Raw genomic sequence first — 21,713 nt, forward strand, 5'->3', positions numbered from 1 at the left:
CTTTTTAACGACGACCGTATGAATAAATTCCTGAAGAAAGTCCTGGCTTTCTCCCTGATCAATAAATACTTTATCTTCTTTGCGGCGGCCGCCATGGCGGTGGCGGGGTATGTGAGCTTCAAGCAGATTGGCGTGGATGCCTTCCCGGACGTGACCAATACTTCCGTTACCATCATCACCCAATGGCAGGGCCGCAGCGCGGAAGAAGTGGAAAAATTTGTGACCCGGCCCATAGAGATTGCCATGAACCGGGCGCAGCAAAAGACGCATATACGTAGCTCCTCCCTCTTTGGCCTCTCTGTAGTGAAAGTGATTTTCGACGATGGAGTAGATGATATTTTCGCCCGGCAGCAGATCAATAACAACATCACTTCGGCGGACCTGCCGGATGGCGTATCCCCTGAAATAGAGCCGCCATACGGGCCCACGGGGGAAATTTACCGGTACACGCTGGAGAGCAGCAAGCGTTCCGTAGCGGAGCTGAAAACGCTGCAGGACTGGGTGGTGGAGCGCAACCTCCTGGCGGTGTCCGGGGTGGCGGATATTGTGAGCTTTGGCGGGGAGGTGAAAATCTACCAGGTGACCATCAACCCCGATAAGGCCGTGCAGTACGATATTACGGCCAGCGAAATGTTCCAGGCGCTCACCAAAAGTAATATTAATGTGGGGGGAGACGTCATTGTCAGGAATGCACAAGCCTATGTAGTACGCGGTATTGGCGTCCTTAACAATACGGACGAAATCGGCAATATCATCGTAGATCATATCAATGGAACCCCCATCCTGGTGAAGGATGTGGCGGATGTGAGCGTGGCCGCGCTGCCGCGCCTGGGCCAGGTGGGCCGGGATGCGGACCATGACGTGGTGGAAGGCATCGTGGTGATGCGCAAAGGCGAAAACCCTGCGAATGTCATCACTGCATTGAAGGAAAAAATTGCGGAGCTGAATACAAAAATTCTCCCGGATGATGTTAAGATCAAACCGTTCTATAACCGCGAGGACCTGATCGAATTCAGTACCCATACAGTGTTGCATAACATGCTGGAAGGGATCATCTTCGTAACGGTGATTGTATTCCTCTTTATGGCCGACTGGCGTACTACCGTGATCGTGTCAGTAGTGATTCCGCTGGCATTGCTCTTTGCCTTTATCTGCCTGCGTTTGAAGGGGATGAGCGCGAACCTCTTATCGATGGGAGCGATCGATTTCGGGATTATCATCGATGGAGCCGTTGTAATGATGGAAGGGATTTTCGTGATGCTGGACCACCGGGCGCATAAGGTGGGCATGGAGCGTTTCAACCGGCTCAGCAAACTGGGCATGATCCGCAAGGCCTGCATGGAAAACGGCAAGGGCATCCTGTTTGCGAAGCTGATCATCATCACCGGGTTGCTGCCCATCTTTACGTTCGAGAAAGTGGAAGGCAAGATGTTCTCCCCCCTGGCGTGGACGCTGGGCTTTGCCCTGCTGGGCGCGCTGATCCTGACTTTCACCCTGGTGCCGGCCATGGCAAGCGTATTGTTAAAAAGGAATGTCAGGGAGAAGAAAAATTACTTTTTGGAATGGGTGCAGCGTATCACGCTGCGGATATTCAACTTTACCTTCCACAGGCGGCGCCTCGTCTTTTTTGGGTCATTGGCCGTGTTAGCCGCAGGGTTGTACTGCTTCCGGTTTTTAGGCACGGAGTTTTTGCCGCAGCTGAATGAAGGCGCTATCTACATTCGCGCTACAGGGCCGCTGAGTACTTCCCTGGAAGAATCCGTGAAGCTCTCCAACGACATGCGGCGCAAGCTGCTGCAGTTCCCGGAGGTACGGCAGGTGATGTCCCAAACGGGCCGCCCCAACGATGGTACGGATGCTACCGGCTTTTACAATATCGAAATGCATGTGGACATCTACCCGCAGCGCGAATGGAAAAGCGGTTTGACGAAGGCGCAGCTCATTGATAAAATGCAGCATAAGCTGGGCGGTATTCCGGGGATTACCCTGAACTTCTCCCAGCCTATTATGGACAACGTGGAAGAAGCTGTATCCGGGGTGAAAGGTTCCCTGGTAGTAAAGTTATTCGGAGATGATTTTAAGGTGATAGAGGACAAGGAGGAGCAGATAGAGAAAATCCTCAAATCCGTGCGGGGCATTGAGGACCTGGGTATCCTGCGCAACCTGGGGCAGCCGGAGTTGCGGATCAACCTGGACCAGCAGAAGATGGCGCTGTATGGCGTTACCACGGAAGATGCCAACTCCGTGATAGAAATGGCTATCGGCGGCAAGGCGGCCACGCGGATCTACGAAGGGGAAAAGTATTTCGATTTGCGCATCCGTTACCCGGAATCCTTCAGGGAGGATGAAACAGCTATTGGCAACCTGATCATCCCTACCATACGGGGCAATAAAATTCCCCTGAAGGAGATTGCTGACATCGGGCATATTGTAGGGCCGAGTATTATTTACCGGGATAAGCACCAGCGTTATGGCGCTATCAAGTTTTCCGTGCGGGAGCGGGACCTGGGCAGTACCATCGCTGAAGCCCAGCAGAAGGTAGCTGCGCAGATACAATTGCCTAAAGGCTACACGCTGGAATGGGCGGGCGATTTCGAGAACCAGGAGCGCGCTACGAAGCGGCTGGCGCAGGTGGTGCCAATCAGTTTGCTGCTGATCTTCCTTTTCCTGTTCATCTTATTCGGCACGTTCAAGGATGCCTTGCTGGTACTGGGGAACGTTCCGTTTGCCATCATCGGCGGTATCTTCTCCCTGTGGCTGACGGGCACCAATTTCAGTATATCCGCCGGTATAGGATTTATTGCCTTGTTCGGGATCTGCGTGCAGAATGGGGTGATATTATTGTCGCGTTTCAAAAATAACCTTCGCACCTTGCCGCAGGCATCCGATGCGGGATTGATGGCAGGCATCCACAACGGTGTGGAATCGCGCATACGCCCGGTGATCATGACGGCGATGATGGCGGCCATCGGGCTGCTGCCGGCTGCAACGAGCATGGGTATTGGGTCTGAAACGGCCAGGCCGCTGGCGAGGGTAGTGATAGGCGGGTTGATTACGGATACGTTTTTTAACCTGTTTATTTTCCCCGTGGTGTTTTACTGGTCTTACAGGAGAGTGGTGAATAAATAGGCCAGGAGTACTGTTGGCAGCGCGCAGCTAAGGTAAGGAGACGCTTTTGCTATAAGGGCGGGATGGTTGATCCCGCCCTTATGGCATCTTACTTTTTGAGGATACGACGGGTAAATTTTAGCTGCTTGGGCTTATCTTCTTCCCCCAACAAAATAGCCCATGGATGGAGATTATCGACGCTTTCACAGAGGATTTTTACAATGGCAATCACAGGAATGGCGAGGAACATACCCGGTACGCCCCAGAGCATATTGCCAAGAATCACGCTGATGATGGTCACGAGTGCATTGATCTTTACTTGTCGCCCTACGATGCTTGGGAACAGCACGTTGCTATCGATCAGGTGAATGAGGAATAAGGCGATGCCCACCTGCAAAGCGCCTATAGGCGTGCCCGTAGCCAGGGTGACCACCATGCACAGCACCAGCGCCGTGAAGATGCCGATGTAGGGGATGATGTTGAAGATGGCGGCCATCATGCCGAGGAGTACGGCGTATTTGATGCCGAGGATGGCAAACACGGTGCAGTTAAGTACGGCAACAATGACCATTTCGATCATCAGGCCGCCTACATAACTTTTGATAATGGAGCGGGTGCGTTCTACTGCGCCCAGCAGGGTTTCCTTATGCTTTTCCGCGAACAGCGCCACGAGGAACTTCACGAGCAGCCTGCGGTACAGCATGATGAAGAAAGTATAGAGCAGTACGAATACAATGAAAATGATCAGGGACGATACGGAGAGCAGCGTGGAGCTGACGAAGCTGGTGGCGGTGCCGAGTGTGCCCATGGCCAGTTTTTCGAGGTAGTCCATTTGCGTGCTGCTGTCGATATGGAACTGCACGTTCACCCAGTTTTGGAGGGAGCTGACGGTGTTCATCAGCTTGGTTTCCAGCTGGGGGAGGTCGGAAATAAAGGCCTGCATTTGTTTGGTCAGCACCATGATGATGACCAGGAGGAAGATGATGAACAACAGCAGGGAAGTGAAGGCTGCGAGGCCCCGGGGAAAGCGCCAGCGCTCCAGGAGCGAGGCTACGGGCAACAGCATAATCGAAATCAGGAGCGCAAACAATAACGGTATGATGATTTCGCTCCCTGTCCGCGCTATCATGACAATGAGTACCAGCGATAATAACGTAAAGGCCAGCTTAGCGTAAAAGGGCAGTTTTAACTCGTTCATGCAGAATAGTATTTATTCAAATATATTAAAAATCAACATCTTTTGCATTAAGAAATTAGCAATTCCGCGAACGGCATAGGAATGAAACTTTCAATTCCTATTTTGTGCGCTACGTGAATAAAACCCTTTTTTACATGAAAAGTTTATCAGCCTTTATCTTATTACTATTTGTACTGAACGGATCTGCACAAACGAAAACCACGGACAGTATTGACTCCCTGCCTGTAAGAGGCTTCTGTATTGCGGCGCCAACCACGGGAAGGTTGGCATCATTTATCAAATTTATCAACGAGGAGCTGGCGCCCCGGCACATTAACACGCTGGTGCTGCGGGTGGATTTCAACTACCAGTATGTTTCGCATCCGGAGTTGCGGGACAGGGATGCGCTGAGCAACGCGCAGGTAAAGCAGCTGGTAGCAGCCTGCCGGCAGCACCAGATCCGGCTGATCCCGCAGATCAACCTGCTGGGGCATCAGTCCTGGGCGGGGCAGCTATCCAACCTGTTGCGGGTGTATCCTGACTTCGACGAAACGCCCTGGGTGAAGATGCCGGAAAAGTACGCCTGGCCGAATGCGGACGGGCTGTATTGCAAAAGCTATTGCCCGCTGCACCCGGGCGTGCACAAGGTGGTGTTTGAGCTGGTGGATGAAGTATGCGATGCCTTTGAAACGAATGCGTTTCATGCGGGGATGGACGAGGTGTTTTACATCGGGGAGGAGAAGTGCCCCCGTTGCGGTGGCCGGGATAAAGCGGAGCTCTACGCCGGCGAGGTATGGAAGATACGCAATCACCTGGCTGAAAAAGGCCGCCAGCTGTGGATTTGGGGCGACAGGTTGATCGACGGTAAGACCACCGGCATTGGTATGTGGGAAGGCAGCATGAACAACACGCATCGCGCGGTGGACCTGGTGCCGAAGGACATCATGGTGTGCGACTGGCATTATGAGCGTCCGGATAAAACGCCGGTCTATTTTGCCATGAAAGGATTGAGCGTAATCACTTGTCCGTGGCGGATGCCGAACAATGCGACGGCGCAGCTGAAGGACATGTACGATTACCGCAGTGCTGCCACGGCGGAGATGAAGCCGCGTTTCCAGGGCATGATGCAAACCGTATGGTCGGATGCAGGTTCCTTCCTGGATGAGTTCTATGGCGTGAAGCAGCCGAAAGCAGGGGAAACGCCGGCGAACAATACGGCTACCAATTGCTTTAAGGCAATATTTCCTGTGGCAGCAAGATGATTTAGTAATGCTTCCTTAAAGTAGGAATAAAGATTTCGCAATAGTTGGCAAAGGAAAGGGATATGAAGAAATGATTACCGCTCATTTTGAATATTCCTTCCTTGCAATTGCGGCTGATGAATTCGTACATGGGAATGCCGGCGGTGGCCCAATCCATCGGCAGCGGCAAGCGGAGGTAGGTGCCGCCCTGGATGCGTTTTTTGAGCAGGTAATGGTAATGGCCTTCCAGCTGGATGCGCGTTTTGAGGTCGCAGGCCGGGATGGCGATGCCTGCGTACATGCTTAGTTTTTCATAGTCCGTAACCGGTACGGAATCCAGCGTACCGGTGATGATGCGGCTGTTGGGGATATCGTACAGCGTTTGCATTTTATGGAACAACCCGAGGAAGTGGGTCATTTTGGCCACCATTTCCGCGACGGGGTTTTGCCCGCGGGAGATGAGGGAGTAGTAGAGGACCGTGTCGGGGATGGTAACTTTTTCGCAACGTTCTATATTGAAAAAGCTGCTCAGGGGCGTACCTCCGCCGCTGTGGGTAATGGTTACTGCGATGTCGAGCGTGCGCTTTTCATTGGGCAGCACCTGTATTTTGCGGAACTGCATGGGGCTTTCGCGGAAGTGTTGCTTGAAAGCTTTGCTGAGTGCCGCGGTGGTGGCGTAGCCACACAGTTCGCTGATCTCATTGATATTATAGCCGCTGTGCCGGAGCAGCCCTGCCGCCAGTTCGAGCCGGTGTCTTTTCACATAATGCCAGAAAGGTTCTCCTATTACAGATACGAAGGTGTGGTAAAAATAGGAGTAGGACATGCCCAGCCGCTCCGATACTTCTTTAATACTGAATGGTTCTCCTACGTTGTCATCGGCGAAGCACAGGCCTTGTAGTGCAAGCGCTTCCAGTTGCTCTTTTGTTTGAGTGGATGTCTTTTTCATAGCAACCTTTTAAGGTTATTTCACGGGATTAATGGTACAATCTGGTCCTATTGTGTACATGAATAGTACAATTTAGACAAAATATTTTTTTATTCTAATTATTATTTTGATCATATGATGATCAAATTGATTATCAATGAATTTCCGCTTAATCCCTGCGCTGGCGCGGAAAATATTTTTTCAATCTCGCTTAAAAAAAGCTGAAATGGACAAATGGAATTGCCGGAGAATGGATATTTTTAGGGGAGCAACCACTTCGGTACATCCTGGTCCTATTTATTGAAGGGTAGCCTGAAAAATAACCTGTCATTTCTGATTGTCATGGAAGCCAAAAGCAATCGCAACAAGGTATTTACGGCGGCGCGTTGTATGCGTGCGCCGGTACGTTTTCTTAACTCCATTAAGGTATTTGTCCTATCAATCCTGTTTTGGGGTTGCGCCTGTCGCAACGCCTTTGCCATGGGCAGGATAACGATGCCGGCGGGCGTCAGCGTGTCCCTGTTGCTGGCCATTGGTATGCTGGTGGTGGTGCTTTGCTCCCTGGTATATTTAGGCTGGCTGATGTTGGGTAAGCTGGGCAGGCAGTTACAGGTAGCCAACGTCAGTTTATTGCAGTCGGAAATAAAGGAGGCGACCTACCGGCATCGCATAAACGAAGCGACGGAGAAGTGCCGTGCGCTGCAGGCGCAGCTGGATGCTACGTTGTTTGAATTGAGGCAGGCGCGAAAAGAGTTGTGAGTCCTTTGCTGTTTTTATTCCCCCGATCCATTTTCTTCATTCCTGATACAACCTCTTTGGCGTTACTGCTGTTAAGCAGGTAGCGCTTTCCATTTTTTTTCAAAATTGAAATATTTATTTATTTCATATTTGATTGGTATTGTTATATTTACAATATGCAAGTTGTATTTCAGATTACATCAGTGGAAGAGGAGGCGCATCGTGCGATGTTGGGGCAGGTCCGTAACCTGTTGCGGTATGCGGCCGGGAAGGGGATAGCGCCCAGGGTGGAAGTAGTGGTGCATGGAGGGGCCTGGCCATTGCTGACCGGGGGTACGGAAACGGAGGCCGGGGTGCGGGAGCTGGCGCATGATAAGGTGGAGTGGCTGATTTGCAGGAATACGATGAACAGTCACCAGGTAACGGAATCGCAGTTATTGCCATTTGTAAAGATAGTGCCGGCGGGAGTGGGGCATTTGGTGGAGCGGCAACAGGAAGGTTGGGCTTATATCAGATGTTAACGGATTTCTTTATGGAGGAATTGTATTATTAGTTTATTTTTACATTTTAAATATTAATATTTGTTCGGCGTAACGTGGATAGCTACACGATTCGTACTTGTGCAGCAAATAAAACGAGCGCAAATTGCGTTATATAGATTATTCATTTATACCGGACTAACCTCTTAAAAACTGACACCTTGAAAATCAAAAAATCTACCGGAATACTATTGTTATTCTTGGCAATCCCATTTTTCAGCATGGCGCAGGACTGGCACGTCGGCGCATTTCTGGGAATCAGCAATTACAGTGGAGATCTCGTGGAAAAGAAGGTAGACCTGAAGTACACCCGCCCGGCGTTGGGCATTTTAGTCAGAAAAGATTTCAATCGTTATTTTTCTCTCCGGGGCGCCATTACGTATGGCGTGGCGGCAGGGGCGGACAGCACGAATGCCAACTCGGCACTTGTGGCGCGTAACCTCAGCTTCCGCAGTCGCATTATCGAATTTGCGCTCATTGGAGAATTAAACTTCCTGGATATAGACGAAAAGGGTTTTACGCCTTATGTGTTTGCAGGTATTGCCGGTTTTGGCTTTGATCCTCAGGCCAAAGACCAGTCAGGCAACTGGGTGCGCCTGCGCCGCCTCGGTACGGAAGGGCAGGGCTTACCGCAATACCCGGATCGCCTCCCGTATGATATGTTCACCGTTTCCATTCCGTTCGGCGTTGGTTTCAAGGCGTTGCTGAGCGACCGCTGGACGCTGGGCTTTGAAGTAGGCTTCCGCCCAACGATAACGGACTACCTGGACGATGTGAGCAAGACCTACGTAGATCAGAACACGCTGCTGGCTTACCGCGGGCAGGCTTCCGTGGATATGGCCTACCGTGGCGATGAAGCGGGTAAATTCACGCCGGGCACTTACCCGGTAGATGGCGCCAAGAGAGGCTCCGACAAGTATAAGGACTGGTACGGCTTTACTGGTTTTACCATTACCTACCGCCTGGGCAATGGCGGTAATCCGTGGGGCAGGGTGAATGCGACCCGTTGTCCGCGCTTCTAATCAAGAACTACACTGGCACGGCGTTTGGGCGGGATAATTCCCTGATTTCCGTCCCCAATAAAGTCCAAATATACCTTTCAATCCTCCGCCCTGGCTGCGGGGGATTTTTTTTGGCACAGATGTTGAATTTATCTGTTTAAACAGGTAAAAATGCAGCCACCAGCTTGCACCAGGTGGAAAAAATACGAATCGCGGAGAGGAGTAAGATTCAAACGGAAGTAGTAAGTTGGTGCGCAACCACCTGTCTTAATCACCAAAAACCATGTGCCATGAAAAAGATATTCGCCTTAGCAGCAATGATGGTGATGGCCGGCACAATAAACACGAGCAGCGCTCAATTGCCACCACCGCCACCAAGGCCACCGGCTCCAAAGCATTTACCGCCGCCGCCGTTGCCGCCACGGCCTCCAAGGCCGCCTCATCCGGCACACCGGCCACCGGCGCCGCCAAAGCCACCGGTACACCATCACGTACCACCACGGCCTCCGCGCCCACCGAAACCACCAAAGCCGCCAAAACCATTTTCATATATTCATAAACACAATCATTATCGATACGCCAACGCTGTCATGATCAATTCCAACGGAGTATATGCCGCCGGCAGGATGAATGAAACAAAGCACAGCGCCTGATTAACACCGGTAATAATTTGTACCAGCCAATCTTGAACTAAAAACCAAAAAAATGAAAAAACTAATCCTTCTGACAGTGTTGATGGGTGGAGCTGTACTCACCACCTATGCGCAACGAGGCCACGGCAGGGGGCATGGTTACGGTCATTACAAATCATACGAGAGGTATGACCGCCGCCACTGCGACTACCGCCGTTATGATGATTGCGGACCACGCCGTGTAGTGATTTATGACAGGCCGAGATACTACCGGCCAGCTTATTATGTACCAGTGCCTCCGCCGCCGCCAGTGGCAGTTGTGCCGGTACCAGTGCCTGCACCTCGACCCAGAGCGGTTTTCCATGCAGGAGTTACCATCGTTAATTGATAACTGAAAGATGAAACATTGAAATGCCACCCGCCATAAACGGGTGGCATTTTTTATTCCTGCCGGGGATGGTTACATTTGTACCTATCCTTAAGCATATGCAAGACAAATCACTTTTCTCATATATCCGGCTAACGGTGTTATTTATGGCCATGGCAGGCGCGGGGCAGGCGGCCAGCGCGCAGGCGAGCGTGAAGGACTTTCCTTACCTGAAAAAATTGCAGGGCACCTGGGTGATGAATACCCGTAAAGGCTCCGTGGTGGAGCAATGGCAGCAGGTCAATGATTCCACCTGGTACGGCCGCACCTGGCGTGTAGCCGAAGGCGATAGTTCCCTGCAGCAATCCATCAACCTGGTGAAGCAGGGAGATGCCATTTACTTTATGCCCGTTTATACCGGCCATGAAACGCTGGCGCCGCTGAAGCTGAAAGTAAGGGTACTCAAGCCGATCGGCTTTGTGGCAGAAGACCTGCAAAACGATTTTCCCCAGAAGGTAACGTACCGGTTTTCAACGCCGACCGTTTTGGAAGCAAGGGTGCAGGGCACGCGGGACGGGACGGTGGAGGAATACATTTTTAAATACAATAAATAATATCTCCCCCATAAAAAGAAAAGCGAAGTCAGGATATGACTTCGCTTTTCTTGTATAAATTCCTTTGTATTATTTGTGTATTTCGGAACTGAAGTTGAACTGGATATCCGGATTGTTAGCCCTTTCCGTGTTCAGGTACCATTCGGATTCCGCGAGGTACACCAGGTGTCCGTCCTTGTCTTCCACGATGTTGGAGGACTTGAAGCGGATGAAATCCTCGATTTTGTTTTTAGGGCCGGTGATCCAGCAGGCTTTGAAGTAAGGCAGGGTGTTGAACTGGCAGGCAGCGCCGTACTCCTGCAGGAGGCGGTACTGGATAACTTCAAATTGCAGGTCGCCCACGCAACCGATGATTTTGCGGTTACCGCCATGCTGGGTAAACAGCTGGGCCACACCTTCGTCCGTCAGCTGGCGGATACCTTTTTCCAGTTGTTTGGTCTTCATCGGATCCTTGTTCACCAGCTCCTTGAACAGCTCCGGAGAGAAGCTGGGGATGCCGGTAAAGAAGAATTTCTCCCCTTCGGTGAGGGTATCGCCGATTTTGAAGTTCCCGGTATCGAACAGGCCCACTACGTCGCCAGGGTAGGCGTCGTCTACCACGTTCTTTTCGCGGGCGAGGAAGCTGTAAGGGTTGCTGAAACGCACATCCTTATCGAGGCGTACGTGTTTATAGAATTTATTCCTTTCAAATTTACCGGAGCAAACGCGGAGGAAGGCGATACGGTCGCGGTGGCGGGGATCCAGGTTGGCGTGAATTTTAAAGATGAAGCCACTGAATTTATCCTCGTTCACATCGATCTCGCGGGTGCTGCTCTCGCGGTTGCGGGGAGCGGGGGCAATTTCGACGAAGGTATCCAGGAGGTCCTTCACCCCGAAGTTGTTCACCGCGGAGCCGAAGAAAACCGGCGCCAGCTTGCCTTGGAGGTAAGCCTCTTTATCGAACGGATCGTAAACACCTTCGATCAGTTCCACATCGTTGCGGAGCTGTGCGGCATCTTTCTCGTTGAAGTGCTCGTCCACGTAGCGGTCGCTCAGGTCGGCCAGGGCTACCACATCATCGTCCGTAGCTTTTTTATTCGGCAGGAAGTTTACCAGGCTTTTATTGTAAAGGTTATACACCCCTTTGAAATCCTTACCCATGTTGATAGGCCAGCTGAGCGGGCGTACCCGGATGGAAAGTTTTTCTTCCAGTTCGTCCAGCAGGTCGAAGGGGTTTTTACCGTCGCGGTCCATTTTGTTGACGTAGATGATCACGGGCGTATCGCGCATGCGGCATACTTCCATGAGGGCTTCCGTCTGGGTTTCCACCCCTTTAACGCAGTCGATAACCAGCACCACGCTGTCTACTGCGGTGAGGGTGCGGTAGGTATCTTCCGCGAAGTCCTTGTGACCTGGCGTATCCAGGAGGTTCACCAGTACGTCGCGGTATTCAAAGGTCATAACAGACGTGGCCACCGAGATACCCCTCTGCCTTTCTATCTCCATGAAGTCGGAGGTAGTATGTTTCTTGATTTTATTGGATTTCACCGCGCCGGCCGTCTGGATAGCCCCGCCGAACAGGAGGAATTTCTCTGTCAGCGTGGTCTTACCGGCATCCGGGTGGGCGATGATGGCGAAGGATTTTCTTTTATTAATCTCGTTAGCGTACTTCATATTTATGTCCGAAAAATGGCAGCAAAGGTAACTAAATTTTTTATCCGGCTATATTTAGTGTTTACCGGGTGGTAATCTGCAAATAAATCCACTAAATTTGAAATATGATTGCTACCCTGAAAATTTTATGGAATAGTTTAAAAATGGCCGTGCAGGAATTGCGGGTGAACAAGCTGCGTACTTTCCTCTCGCTGTTAGGTATAACTATCGGTATATTCTGTATTATCTCTGTGTTTACCCTTACCAGCAGCCTGGAACGCAATGTGCGTAACAGTTTGAGCGAACTGGGCGACGATGTTATTTACGTGCAGAAGTGGCCCTGGGGCGGCGGGGGAGAGTATCCCTGGTGGAAATACATGAACCGCCCGGAGCCGGAGTATAAAGAACTGCGGCTGATACAGGAAAAGGTGCAGGGCGCCAGCTTTGTATCGTTCGACTTTGATGTGAGCGGCCGGCGGCTGGAGCTGGGGGATGATTACATGGACGGCGTGACTATGATGGCTGTTACGCACGACTTCAACCAGATTCAGCAACTGGCGATCATTGATGGGCGTTATTTCGCCAATTCGGAGAGCAACAGCGGCACGCCGGTGGGCATCCTGGGCGCTACCATCTGGGAAGGGCTCTTTGGCGCTGCAGAGGCGGCAGTGGGCAAGACGGTGAAGCTGATGGGCCGGGATGTGAAAGTAGTGGGTGTGATGAAGAAGAAAGGGGAGAGTATGATCGGCGGGCCGAATTACGACAATGCCATTATCATCCCGTATAAATTCGGCCGTACCCTGGTAGACGAGCGCCGCAATGGTAGTCCGTATATGCTGGTTAAAGCGAAACCCAACGTATCCCTGGATCAGCTGAAGGACGAAATCCGTTCTGTGATGCGCGCTGCGCACCGCCTTCGCCCAACGGAGGAAGATGATTTTGCCTTGAATGAAATTACTTCTGCCAACGAAAACCTGAACTCCATATTCTCCGCCATTAACGCCGGTGGTATCCTGATTGCGGGCTTTGCTTTGCTGGTGGGCGGTTTCGGGATTGCCAACATCATGTTTGTGACGGTGAAGGAGCGCACCAATATCATTGGCCTGAAAAAGGCGATAGGCGCCAAGCGGCAGGTGATCCTGGCGGAGTTCCTGCTGGAGGCGGTGGTACTGTGCCTGATCGGGGGGCTGATCGGCTTGCTGCTGGTATTCATACTGGCAACGATTATTTCGGCCGTGAGCACGTTCCAGTTATACATGTCCCTTGGGAATATTATATTCGGATTGAGCCTGAGCGCAGGGGTAGGGGTTATTTCAGGGTTTATCCCGGCGTATAGCGCGAGCAACCTGGATCCGGTGGTGGCGATAAGAAGCAATTAATTTGTAATTTTGCCGCTTATGTCAGTGAAAATATTAGCAATAGAATCATCTTGCGATGATACCGGGGCGGCAGTGATAGTGGACGGGAAGGTGTTATCCAATCGCATTGCCAATCAGAAAGTACATGAAGAATACGGGGGCGTGGTGCCGGAGCTGGCGAGTCGCGCCCACCAGGAAAACATAATTCCTGTAGTAGACGTAGCGTTGCAGATGGCGGGTGTTAAGAAGGAAGAGCTGAGCGCCATTGCATTTACGCAGTCGCCGGGGCTGATAGGGTCCCTGCTGGTAGGTACCTGCTTTGCCAAATCCATGGCTATGGCGCTGAACATACCGCTGATAGGCGTGCATCATATGCAGGCCCACGTACTGGCCAATTTCATTGATGATCCTAAGCCTGATTTCCCATTCCTTTGCCTGACCGTTTCCGGTGGCCACACGCAGATTGTGCTGTGTGAGAGTCCGCTGAAAATGCGGGTGATTGGCGAAACGCTGGACGACGCTGCCGGCGAGGCTTTTGATAAGAGCGCCAAATTACTCGGCCTGCCGTATCCCGGTGGTCCGCTGATCGATAAATACGCGAAAGAGGGTAATCCCCATCGCTTTAAATTCCCGGAGCCGCGCATCCCGGGGCTGAATTTCAGCTTCAGCGGCCTGAAAACTTCCATCCTTTATTTTTTACAGGAAAACCAGCAACAGGATCCTGATTTCATTCAAAACAACCTGGCCGACATCTGCGCCTCCATTCAACACCGCATCATCAGTATTTTGCTGAACAAGCTGGTGAAGGCAGCGGAGGAAACCGGCGTGCGGGATGTGGCCATTGCCGGCGGCGTGAGCGCCAACAGCGGCCTGCGCGCGGCGTTGGAGGAGTATGGGCAGCAGCATCACTGGCGGACGTTCATTCCCAAATTTGAGTACTGTACGGATAATGCCGGTATGATTGCGATTACGGCGTATTACAAGTACCTGGCAGGAGATTTTGCGTCCCTGGATGCGGTGCCTACGGCCAGAGCGGCGTTTTGATCCAATTCCCCGCCATACTTTAACGATTTAGCGCTATATTGGAAGCTCGTTATAGCCAATTCGTTTGAATGATGAAGAAAATTATTGTTGCGTTGCTGCTGTTAAGCGCAACGGGCGTCCGCGCGCAACAGCCGGATGCGCTCACTGCATGGAAAGATCAGAAGTATTCCCTGTTTATCCACTGGGGCGCTATCTACAGCACGCTGGGCGGCGTATGGGAAGGCAAGCCGGTAACCCGTGGATACAGTGAACAGATACAATCGCATGCAGGCATTTACAGCGACGTGTATGCCGATGTAGCCAAACGTTTCAACCCTGCGCAGTGGAATCCGGATTCCATAGTACTGCTGGCCAAAGCGGCCGGTATGAAGTCGGTGGTGATCACCTCCAAGCACCACGACGGTTTCTGTATGTTTAAATCCGCTTATACTGATTATAACGTGGCAGACGCTACGCCTTACAAGCGGGACGTCCTGCAGGAGCTGGCGGCAGCCTGCAAGCGGCATGGACTGAAGTTCGGGCTGTACTTCTCGCTGATCGACTGGCATTTTCCGCAGGCCTATCCTATCAGCAGCAGCAACAGCGATCCCATTACGCCGGAGCATCATGCCTACAACCTGCAACAGGTCAGGGAGCTGATGACCAACTATGGGCCGGTGTCAGAAATCTGGTTCGATATGGGTTCGCTCACGCCGCAGCAAAGCCGGGAGCTGGCAACGCTGGTGCATTCCCTGCAGCCCGACTGTATGGTGAGCGGCCGGCTCGGTAACGATGCCGGGGATTTTTGTGTAATGGGAGATAACCAGTACCCTGATTATAAAATTGCCTCGCCCTGGCAAACACCTGCCTCGGTGTATGACGAAACATGGGGGTACCGTTCCTGGCAGCAGCATGGGAAGGCGGCGGACAAGGCGGATGAAAAGCTCCGTGGCCTCATTAAGGTAGTGAGCAGGGGAGGTAACTACCTGCTGAACATCGGCCCCCGCGGCGATGGTTCCGTGGTGGACTTTGAGAAGGAGGTGCTGCTGTTGAATGGCGCCTGGTTGCAGCAAAATGGCGAAGCTATTTATGGGGCGGGTCCGAATCCGTTTGACACTACGTTTGCATGGGGCGAAGTGACCGCTAAAAAGGGGCAATTGTTCCTGCACATTTTAAATGCCCCTGCCGATGGCCATATTCTTCTCCCCGGATTACATAACAAAATAACCGGCGTACGACTGGTAGCGGGTAATAAGCCAGTGGAAGCGAAAGTGCACGCAGATGCTGCAGGCTGGCATATTCAATTGCCGCCGTCCGCCGTAGCGGGGTTGCACATCCCGGTACTGGCCGTGCATTATGAAGGCGCGCTGGATATTACACCGGCGCACCTGCTGAAAGCGCCGGTAATGTTGGATCGTAGTAATTCAGTAGCATTATTCAGCTTTTCGGGGGCGGACTATGAAAGTTATTATAGAAGCGAAGTGGGAGCAACGTGGGCTTTTACTTCTCCCCAAAATAAAAAAATAACCCTGCGCTACAGCGAGGCGGAAAAGGACCGTACGGTAGCGCTGGACCTCAACGGCGCCACCCATGAACTGGCATTGACCGGCGGCAGGGTAGTGCCTTTGAAAAACGAGCTGGCCATACTGCAATGGGGGCCGGTGTACACGACGGGCGCTATGCGTGGCGGTATTGGCGGCAGCGCGGCGGACCTGCATGATGTGGATGTAACCAAGCCTTTTGCGGGCAGGCAGTCCTGGACTTTGCAGCCGGATTTCAACAATGATTCGCTGCACACTTTCCCTGGCGGCCGTAGCACGAACTATTACATTTTGCAGGAGGTGACGGCGCCGAAGGATGGCAGTTACCTGCTCGGCTTCACCAGCGGGGACGGTATCCAGGTGTTTATAAACGGCGAGGAGCAGCTGATCCATAACAACCCCGAGCGGGGCGGCACGCAGTCAGAAGTGCTGCTGGTAACGTTGAAAAAAAGGAAAGAACCAGCTGGTGGTAAAACTTTATACCCGGTTTGCCAAAGAGCTGCACTGGGCGATCAACCGTCATGTGCCGCAGCAGTTATACGAGCTGCCTACGACGCTGGAAGTGAAGGGAGGCAGCGGGGTGCAGCGCATTACCATACGGGATGCGAAGGCTGTATCGCCACACCGGAATCTGCGGATGCCTGATCTCTCCTTATATTTGCAGGCAAAATAACGGCATGGCCAATACGTATTTCCAGTTTAAACAATTCACCGTCCACCAGGAACACTGCGCGATGAAAGTCTGTACAGACGCCTGTTTGCAGGGAGCTTTCACCGCGCGGTACCTGGCGGGGCATGGCTATGCCGTAAAGCGCATACTGGAGATCGGGACGGGTACGGGCTTACTGAGCCTGATGCTGGCGCAGTCGCACCCGGCGGAGATTACCGCGGTAGAGCTGGACCCCGGCGCGGTGTTGCAGGCGAGGGAGAACTTCGCTGCGAGCCCCTGGAAGGAGCGCCTGACGGTACAGGAGGCGGATATACGCGCATTGCCGGCGGCCGAAGCGTTTGATTTTATAATTACGAATCCGCCATTTTATGAATCCGCCCTGAAAAGCGGGAACCAGCAGAAGGATAAGGCCATGCACGCTACCAGCCTGGGTTACGGGGAGCTGATCTCCTCAATTGAGCGGCATCTGAAGCGGGGGGCTTCCTTTTCGGTATTGTTGCCTTATGCGGAGTTCCAGGAGTTACGTGCCCTGGCAGCGGAAAAAGGGTTTAGACTGCACCGGTTGCTGGAGGTGCGGCAGAGTGTCAACCATGGCTATTTCCGGGCTGTCGGGATATTTTCATCAGCCGGCAGCGAACCGGTTATAACGGAGATGGCTATACGCGATGAGCAGCAGCAATACACTGCTGCATTTATAGATTTACTGAAACCATATTACCTGAAATTATAGGGCGGGCAGTTATTCCGCCAGCACATACGGCTGTTCCAGCACTTTTGACCCTACATAATTATCATCTTTCCAAATGATCAGGAACGTGCCGCCCCACACGGTTCCCGGCTGATTTACGATAGGCTCCAGCTGCTGGCGCATGAACTCAAAATGCAGTTGCGGCAGTCCTTCTTTGGGGGCCATCCATGCATAGGTGGCGCCGCTGTTGGGTGGCGGTTGTAAGTGGCCGGATTTCAGCCTGGCGGTATAGTAGGTCCGGAAAGAGAGTTCCTTATGATCCGGCAGGCCTTCAAACTTATGCGTGTACAGGCCGGCGAGGCGGATGTTTTCGAGCGTGATTTTATTCCCCCACATAATCCTCCAGGTACCTGAACGCCGGCGTAAGATGCCCGTTTTCCGCAATGGTAGCCTTTCTGATCATTTCGCTGTTGCCTGACAGGAGGTCCTCGAAAACGTATTTCATAAGCTGGTCGCCGAAGTACTGCGACGCATCGCGGGGCAGTTCATTCGGCAGGTTGCTGACGCACATCATATCCACGGTATCCGGGAGGTAAGGCGCTGTTTTGGTCATCGTTTGTTTATCTACGCCATACACCGGATCCTCTATGGTACTATCGCCCAGGTTGCAGGGAACGCTGCCGTTGGTATCGTCCGTAATATCGGCGATCACGCGGATGCGGAAGTTGTCCTTTTGCAGGTCTTTGGCGGAAAACAGCGGCGGGATATTCTTATCCCAGTAGATACCGTTCATGAGGATATCGCTGGCGGCCACAAAGGGCAGGAACTTGCAGTCGTACTGGTCCGGGTGGGCATGGAAGTCGGCCCGGCTATAGGTTTTTTCATCTTTTCTCAAATACAATTCCCCTGCTTTCAGCTGCGTATATACGGGATAGTTATAGCTGTTCATAAGGAACTCTTCCGGCGGGATGTATTTAATCCCCAGCAGCCCCATAATCTCCAGCACGCCTGCTGCCACGCGGCCGGAGCCGGTAGCAACGATTTTGAGCGGCGGCAGTTTAACGCCGAAATAGTGGGAGATGAGTTCCTGGAAGTCGTGCGACTGGTGCACGGGCTTTAGTTTAAAGAGCCCTGTCTTCTGCCCATAGGCCATTAGCCCGTTATGCGCGCCTACCACGCCGGCAAAAAATCCGAAGCCCAGGATGCGCTGCCCGTCCGGGTGTACGAGGCATTCATAATCGATCAGGCGGATGTTTTTGCGGAGTATTTCCTGCAGCATTTCCCGGTTATGGGGCTGCTTCTTTTTGGTATGGCTGAAGAACAAATAAGTTTTACCAGGCAGGAGGGAAGCGGGCGGCACTTCTTTTATACCTAAGAGTACACTGCAATTTTCCAGGTTGGGGGAGATGATTACGCCCGCTTTGGCATATTCTTCATCCTTAAAACAACGGTGTGGCGAGGGTTGTGCATAGAGCGTCACCTGCGGGAAATGGTGCATGATCCATTGACATTGCCTGGGCGTAAAGGCCACGCGATTGTCGTGCGGCTGCTTTTCTTCCCTGATTAACCCTATTTGCACTGAATTTTGCATTATTTAATTTACGAAAAAAATAAATAATGGCAGTGCCGGGCAGGTTAATACTGCATGAAGTTATTGGCGGGATTGTAAAGCGGCGTATAGCCGTAATAGGTACCTCTGCTCACGCTGACGCTGCCGGAAACGGAGAAGGTGCGGTCGTTGCTGATGTACATAACCCCGGCCCTGGCGGCGGGGAAGATACCGGAGTTGTTCACCTGCATGTTCCCTAAGTTTTTGTTCATGGCGGGCACGAAGGCAGGGCCGCTGAACCGCATCACGGTAGGCGTGGCGGAGAGGCTGCCGAAGGCGAAGAGGTTATGTGTGAGCTGGCGGTTAAGCTGCACTTCCAGGGGAGCGGACAAATAACTGCCGCTGCCGCCTTTAAAGCCTACGATGCCGGCGGACAGGCCGGTATATTTAGTGATGAACCATTTTTGCTGAGGATGGCTGCTATCCTTTTCCGCCTGGCGAAGAAGGGAAGCCGTGTTATGCTGATCCGCCGGAAATACAGGCAGCTGGGCTTTTGCAGCCATGGCTGACATCAATATTGCTGAAAAAATGAATACGCGTAACATACTATGAAGGTAAGCATCCTTTCCGTCAATTTTGCTAAGGAAATCTTAATGTTTCTGCTGGCCGGGGGCGTAAGGTCTGGCGGATTTTGAGCCGGTCATTTTCTTGGCCTGGCCGGGAGGGATTTTGCCGCTGTTGCCGGCGGTGTGTACGGTGGTGTAGCAGGAGGTAAAGAGGAGGATGGCTACGGTGGCTACAAGAATATGGTATTTTTTCATTGTATGGATTTTTGGGTACAAAGCTACGAATTCTGTGCCGATTGCTTAAAAATCGCTTTTGGGCCGCCTGGAACCGGAACCGGGGGCTGGCTCCATGGCTAATTTTTGTCAGATACTTGTCAACTTATGATGACGTTTAGTGGGTTGTTGCTCCACCTTCCGGCCGGTAAAAAGTTAGGTATCCCGTTCTCCAAACTTTTTAAATTTTTTTAATTAATTGTCATATAGACATTTAATTAAACTGCCAAAGTAAATCTGTGTATGATTAAATAATTAAGCCTGAAAGGCAGAACAAATTTGTGATACAGCATCGTTAGCAACCCGCATAATTGTATATAAGACACTTCATTTTAAACATTTGCGCCTTTATATAATTTGGGTATTTTTACTTCATGCACAACGATATTCCCGAATTACAAAAAAGAATATACGGGGGTGACACACAGGCATTTAAAGAATTATATGACCGCTTTTGCACTCCATTGCTGCAGTTAGCCATGGCCGTTGTTCACAACAGAGAAATGGCGGAAGAAATAGTAGCGGATGTTTTTATAGCCGTATGGAAAAAAAAGGAAAGCCTCTATCAAGCCCACAACCTGAAATGGTATCTGTATGTAGCCACCCGCAATATTGCGCTTAACTACCTGCGTAGATATGCGCAGAAAAAAACGCTGCACCTGGATGAAGCCTGCCTGCCGGAATATGAGTTAAACCCGGAAGCGCAACTCATCAGCAATGAAATGATGCAACATATTAACAGGGCCATTCTTGAACTGCCCCCGCAGTGCCGTCTTATCTTTAAACTTGTGAAAGAAGACGGGCTCAAATATAAAGAGGTAGCCATGCTGCTGAATATCTCCATAAAAACAGTAGAAAACCAGGTAGGCATCGCCTTAAAGAAACTGACCAAAATGAAAGCGTTCTTAATCACCTCCTTACCCGGAGCGCAATAATATTTCTCCCAAAAAAATTTCCTGCCGCTTTGGGGGTATTCATTTCTTCCTGTTGTCTTATATCCCCGGATGCTTTTACCACATCTGATGCAATACTACTATGAGCAACGACCGTATATGGATATTACTGGGAAAACAGTTCAGTGGCGAAATAACTTTCGCGGAGCGCGCTGAACTGGAAACATTACTGAAGGAAGATCCCGAGGTGGCTGCATCCCTGGAACTGGCCGCCGGCATCTGGGAAACGCCTGTACAGGAAGTGGAAGGCGCACCTGATAGTAAAAGCCGTATATGGGAGGCCGTGGCGCCGCAACTGCAACAACGCCGCGCTCGTCCGGTAATGCAACGATGGCTGGTGGCCGCCGGAGCCGCTGCGGTAATAGCTACCGGCTGGATAGGGTGGAAATACCTGCGCCCCAATGCGCCTGCATTGCAACAACTCAGCGCTGCTGCCGGCAAATCTAAAGTAATACTCCCGGATGGTTCTATCGTATGGCTCAACTCCAATACCCAACTCTATTATGACAAGGACAGCTTTGGCAAACAATACCGAGAAGTTACCCTCGCCGGGGAAGCCTTCTTTGATGTGGCAAAAAGTGAAGGTACTCCCTTTATTATCCATGCTGGGAAAATAAATATCCACGTACTCGGCACTGCGTTTAATGTGAAAGCCTATATGGCAGACAGCGCCGTGCATACGACGCTGGTACGCGGAAAAATTGCCGTATCCTTCCAGGGAAAAACCATTGTGTTGCAACCGGAAGAAAAACTGACGGTACCGGTTGCCGAGCCGTCAACCGTGCTTCAGCCGACCCACCTGCATAAAGACAGTAGCGGGCAACTTCCTGAAATATCCTGGTTAAATAATAAACTGATATTCGATAATGACACCTTTGCCAACCTGGCTGATAAAATGAGTAAATGGTATGGCGTCAGCTTTCATTTCGAATCTGCATCCCTGCAGCAATTACGGTTCTCCGGCATCATAGACACAGAATCCATAGACGAGGCGTTGAAAATGCTGCAACTATCGAATCCCTTTCAATTCCAGGTAAACGGCAAAGAAGTGTATATCCGTAACTAATCTCATTTTCTTCATCTTCAAAAAATAAATCTTATGACCTAAAAAGATC

General features: G+C 51.5%; 20 protein-coding genes. 13 read left to right on the plus strand and 7 right to left on the minus strand.

All coding sequences use genetic code 11. The annotated features are described in order from the left end of the window. Window positions 1-18: 18 nt before the first annotated feature. Window positions 19-3,129: a CusA/CzcA family heavy metal efflux RND transporter gene (locus BOC67_RS01675; protein ID WP_291906592.1), complete on the plus strand. Its 3,111-nt coding sequence runs from the start codon at window positions 19-21 to the stop codon at window positions 3,127-3,129. An 88-nt stretch (window positions 3,130-3,217) separates the two neighbouring features. Here the strand turns inward: BOC67_RS01675 and BOC67_RS01680 are convergent, their stop codons facing one another. Beyond that, window positions 3,218-4,306, minus strand: a complete 1,089-nt coding sequence (locus BOC67_RS01680; RefSeq protein ID WP_291906593.1) for an AI-2E family transporter — start codon at window positions 4,304-4,306, stop codon at window positions 3,218-3,220. Window positions 4,307-4,440: 134 nt separating this feature from the next. Here BOC67_RS01680 and BOC67_RS01685 point away from each other — a divergent pair, with 134 nt between their 5' ends. Then, window positions 4,441-5,547, plus strand: a complete 1,107-nt coding sequence (locus tag BOC67_RS01685; RefSeq protein ID WP_291906594.1) for a family 20 glycosylhydrolase — start codon at window positions 4,441-4,443, stop codon at window positions 5,545-5,547. A 1-nt stretch (window position 5,548) separates the two neighbouring features. Here the strand turns inward: BOC67_RS01685 and BOC67_RS01690 are convergent, their stop codons facing one another. Continuing rightward, window positions 5,549-6,475: a helix-turn-helix transcriptional regulator gene (locus tag BOC67_RS01690; RefSeq protein ID WP_291906596.1), complete on the minus strand. Its 927-nt coding sequence runs from the start codon at window positions 6,473-6,475 to the stop codon at window positions 5,549-5,551. 459 nt (window positions 6,476-6,934) lie between these two features. On the opposite strand from BOC67_RS01690, the gene BOC67_RS01695 reads away from it, so the two are divergent. The 5 genes from BOC67_RS01695 to BOC67_RS01715 all read left to right on the plus strand — a co-directional run bounded on the left by BOC67_RS01695 (window position 6,935) and on the right by BOC67_RS01715 (window position 10,345). Further along, a complete protein-coding gene (locus BOC67_RS01695; RefSeq protein ID WP_291906597.1) occupies window positions 6,935-7,213 on the plus strand; it encodes a hypothetical protein in 279 nt (92 codons plus the stop codon). 155 nt (window positions 7,214-7,368) lie between these two features. After that, entirely contained in the window at window positions 7,369-7,713 is a 345-nt protein-coding gene (locus tag BOC67_RS01700; protein ID WP_291906598.1) for a DsrE family protein, read from the plus strand. Between the two features lie 218 nt (window positions 7,714-7,931). Beyond that, window positions 7,932-8,753, plus strand: a complete 822-nt coding sequence (locus BOC67_RS01705) for a DUF6089 family protein (RefSeq protein WP_291906599.1) — start codon at window positions 7,932-7,934, stop codon at window positions 8,751-8,753. 262 nt (window positions 8,754-9,015) lie between these two features. Beyond that, on the plus strand, window positions 9,016-9,291 hold the full coding sequence (locus BOC67_RS01710) for a hypothetical protein (protein WP_291906601.1): 276 nt from the start codon (window positions 9,016-9,018) through the stop codon (window positions 9,289-9,291). 559 nt (window positions 9,292-9,850) lie between these two features. Next, a complete protein-coding gene (locus BOC67_RS01715) occupies window positions 9,851-10,345 on the plus strand; it encodes a DUF6265 family protein (protein ID WP_291906603.1) in 495 nt (164 codons plus the stop codon). 69 nt (window positions 10,346-10,414) lie between these two features. Here the strand turns inward: BOC67_RS01715 and BOC67_RS01720 are convergent, their stop codons facing one another. After that, window positions 10,415-11,998 carry a peptide chain release factor 3 gene (locus BOC67_RS01720; RefSeq protein ID WP_291906606.1) on the minus strand — a complete coding sequence of 528 codons (1,584 nt, stop codon included), beginning with the start codon at window positions 11,996-11,998 and terminating at the stop codon, window positions 10,415-10,417. A 104-nt stretch (window positions 11,999-12,102) separates the two neighbouring features. Between BOC67_RS01720 and BOC67_RS01725 the strand changes: the two genes are divergently transcribed. From BOC67_RS01725 to BOC67_RS01740, 4 genes are all read left to right on the plus strand, one after another. Next, on the plus strand, window positions 12,103-13,356 hold the full coding sequence (locus tag BOC67_RS01725) for an ABC transporter permease (RefSeq protein ID WP_291906608.1): 1,254 nt from the start codon (window positions 12,103-12,105) through the stop codon (window positions 13,354-13,356). 18 nt (window positions 13,357-13,374) lie between these two features. Continuing rightward, window positions 13,375-14,379, plus strand: a complete 1,005-nt coding sequence (tsaD, locus tag BOC67_RS01730; protein ID WP_291906610.1) for a tRNA (adenosine(37)-N6)-threonylcarbamoyltransferase complex transferase subunit TsaD — start codon at window positions 13,375-13,377, stop codon at window positions 14,377-14,379. A gap of 68 nt (window positions 14,380-14,447) precedes the next feature. Further along, complete coding sequence (locus tag BOC67_RS01735; protein ID WP_291906612.1) at window positions 14,448-16,544, plus strand: alpha-L-fucosidase; 2,097 nt, start codon at window positions 14,448-14,450, stop codon at window positions 16,542-16,544. Between the two features lie 32 nt (window positions 16,545-16,576). Next, window positions 16,577-17,299, plus strand: a complete 723-nt coding sequence (locus BOC67_RS01740) for a methyltransferase (RefSeq protein ID WP_291906614.1) — start codon at window positions 16,577-16,579, stop codon at window positions 17,297-17,299. Between the two features lie 9 nt (window positions 17,300-17,308). Here BOC67_RS01740 and BOC67_RS01745 read toward each other — a convergent pair whose 3' ends face one another. From BOC67_RS01745 to BOC67_RS01760, 4 genes are all read right to left on the minus strand, one after another. Next, window positions 17,309-17,653, minus strand: coding sequence for a hypothetical protein (locus BOC67_RS01745; protein ID WP_291906616.1), 345 nt, complete (start codon window positions 17,651-17,653; stop codon window positions 17,309-17,311). Further along, on the minus strand, window positions 17,640-18,848 hold the full coding sequence (locus BOC67_RS01750) for an NAD(P)-dependent oxidoreductase (protein WP_291906618.1): 1,209 nt from the start codon (window positions 18,846-18,848) through the stop codon (window positions 17,640-17,642). Before BOC67_RS01750 ends, BOC67_RS01745 begins: the two co-directional genes overlap by 14 nt. Window positions 18,849-18,892: 44 nt before the next feature. Then, window positions 18,893-19,369: a hypothetical protein gene (locus BOC67_RS01755; RefSeq protein WP_291906620.1), complete on the minus strand. Its 477-nt coding sequence runs from the start codon at window positions 19,367-19,369 to the stop codon at window positions 18,893-18,895. Between the two features lie 87 nt (window positions 19,370-19,456). Then, the gene (locus BOC67_RS01760) at window positions 19,457-19,627 is read right to left on the minus strand and encodes a quinol oxidase subunit 4 (protein WP_291906622.1); all 171 of its coding nucleotides are present in this window, start codon (window positions 19,625-19,627) and stop codon (window positions 19,457-19,459) included. A 392-nt stretch (window positions 19,628-20,019) separates the two neighbouring features. Here BOC67_RS01760 and BOC67_RS01765 point away from each other — a divergent pair, with 392 nt between their 5' ends. Both BOC67_RS01765 and BOC67_RS01770 read left to right on the plus strand, forming a co-directional pair. Continuing rightward, window positions 20,020-20,580, plus strand: coding sequence for an RNA polymerase sigma-70 factor (locus BOC67_RS01765; protein ID WP_291906624.1), 561 nt, complete (start codon window positions 20,020-20,022; stop codon window positions 20,578-20,580). 100 nt (window positions 20,581-20,680) lie between these two features. Next, complete coding sequence (locus BOC67_RS01770; RefSeq protein ID WP_291906626.1) at window positions 20,681-21,664, plus strand: FecR domain-containing protein; 984 nt, start codon at window positions 20,681-20,683, stop codon at window positions 21,662-21,664. Window positions 21,665-21,713 lie beyond the last annotated feature (49 nt).

Origin of the sequence: Chitinophaga sp. CB10, assembly GCA_001870995.2 — a bacterium.
Taxonomy (GTDB): Bacteria; Bacteroidota; Bacteroidia; order Chitinophagales; family Chitinophagaceae; genus Chitinophaga.

Bases quoted from the DNA above. Each gene is read 5' to 3' on its own strand.
- BOC67_RS01740 (WP_291906614.1), top strand. From the start codon at position 16,577: ATGGCCAATACGTATTTCCAGTTTAAACAATTCACCGTCCACCAGGAA.
- BOC67_RS01750 (WP_291906618.1), bottom strand. From the start codon at position 18,848: ATGCAAAATTCAGTGCAAATAGGGTTAATCAGGGAAGAAAAGCAGCCG.
- tsaD (WP_291906610.1), top strand. From the start codon at position 13,375: ATGTCAGTGAAAATATTAGCAATAGAATCATCTTGCGATGATACCGGG.
- BOC67_RS01700 (WP_291906598.1), top strand. From the start codon at position 7,369: ATGCAAGTTGTATTTCAGATTACATCAGTGGAAGAGGAGGCGCATCGT.
- BOC67_RS01685 (WP_291906594.1), top strand. From the start codon at position 4,441: ATGAAAAGTTTATCAGCCTTTATCTTATTACTATTTGTACTGAACGGA.
- BOC67_RS01720 (WP_291906606.1), bottom strand. From the start codon at position 11,998: ATGAAGTACGCTAACGAGATTAATAAAAGAAAATCCTTCGCCATCATC.
- BOC67_RS01680 (WP_291906593.1), bottom strand. From the start codon at position 4,306: ATGAACGAGTTAAAACTGCCCTTTTACGCTAAGCTGGCCTTTACGTTA.
- BOC67_RS01695 (WP_291906597.1), top strand. From the start codon at position 6,935: ATGGGCAGGATAACGATGCCGGCGGGCGTCAGCGTGTCCCTGTTGCTG.
- BOC67_RS01755 (WP_291906620.1), bottom strand. From the start codon at position 19,369: ATGGCTGCAAAAGCCCAGCTGCCTGTATTTCCGGCGGATCAGCATAAC.
- BOC67_RS01765 (WP_291906624.1), top strand. From the start codon at position 20,020: ATGCACAACGATATTCCCGAATTACAAAAAAGAATATACGGGGGTGAC.
- BOC67_RS01715 (WP_291906603.1), top strand. From the start codon at position 9,851: ATGCAAGACAAATCACTTTTCTCATATATCCGGCTAACGGTGTTATTT.
- BOC67_RS01770 (WP_291906626.1), top strand. From the start codon at position 20,681: ATGAGCAACGACCGTATATGGATATTACTGGGAAAACAGTTCAGTGGC.
- BOC67_RS01725 (WP_291906608.1), top strand. From the start codon at position 12,103: ATGATTGCTACCCTGAAAATTTTATGGAATAGTTTAAAAATGGCCGTG.
- BOC67_RS01735 (WP_291906612.1), top strand. From the start codon at position 14,448: ATGATGAAGAAAATTATTGTTGCGTTGCTGCTGTTAAGCGCAACGGGC.
- BOC67_RS01710 (WP_291906601.1), top strand. From the start codon at position 9,016: ATGTGCCATGAAAAAGATATTCGCCTTAGCAGCAATGATGGTGATGGC.
- BOC67_RS01690 (WP_291906596.1), bottom strand. From the start codon at position 6,475: ATGAAAAAGACATCCACTCAAACAAAAGAGCAACTGGAAGCGCTTGCA.
- BOC67_RS01745 (WP_291906616.1), bottom strand. From the start codon at position 17,653: ATGTGGGGGAATAAAATCACGCTCGAAAACATCCGCCTCGCCGGCCTG.
- BOC67_RS01675 (WP_291906592.1), top strand. From the start codon at position 19: ATGAATAAATTCCTGAAGAAAGTCCTGGCTTTCTCCCTGATCAATAAA.
- BOC67_RS01760 (WP_291906622.1), bottom strand. From the start codon at position 19,627: ATGAAAAAATACCATATTCTTGTAGCCACCGTAGCCATCCTCCTCTTT.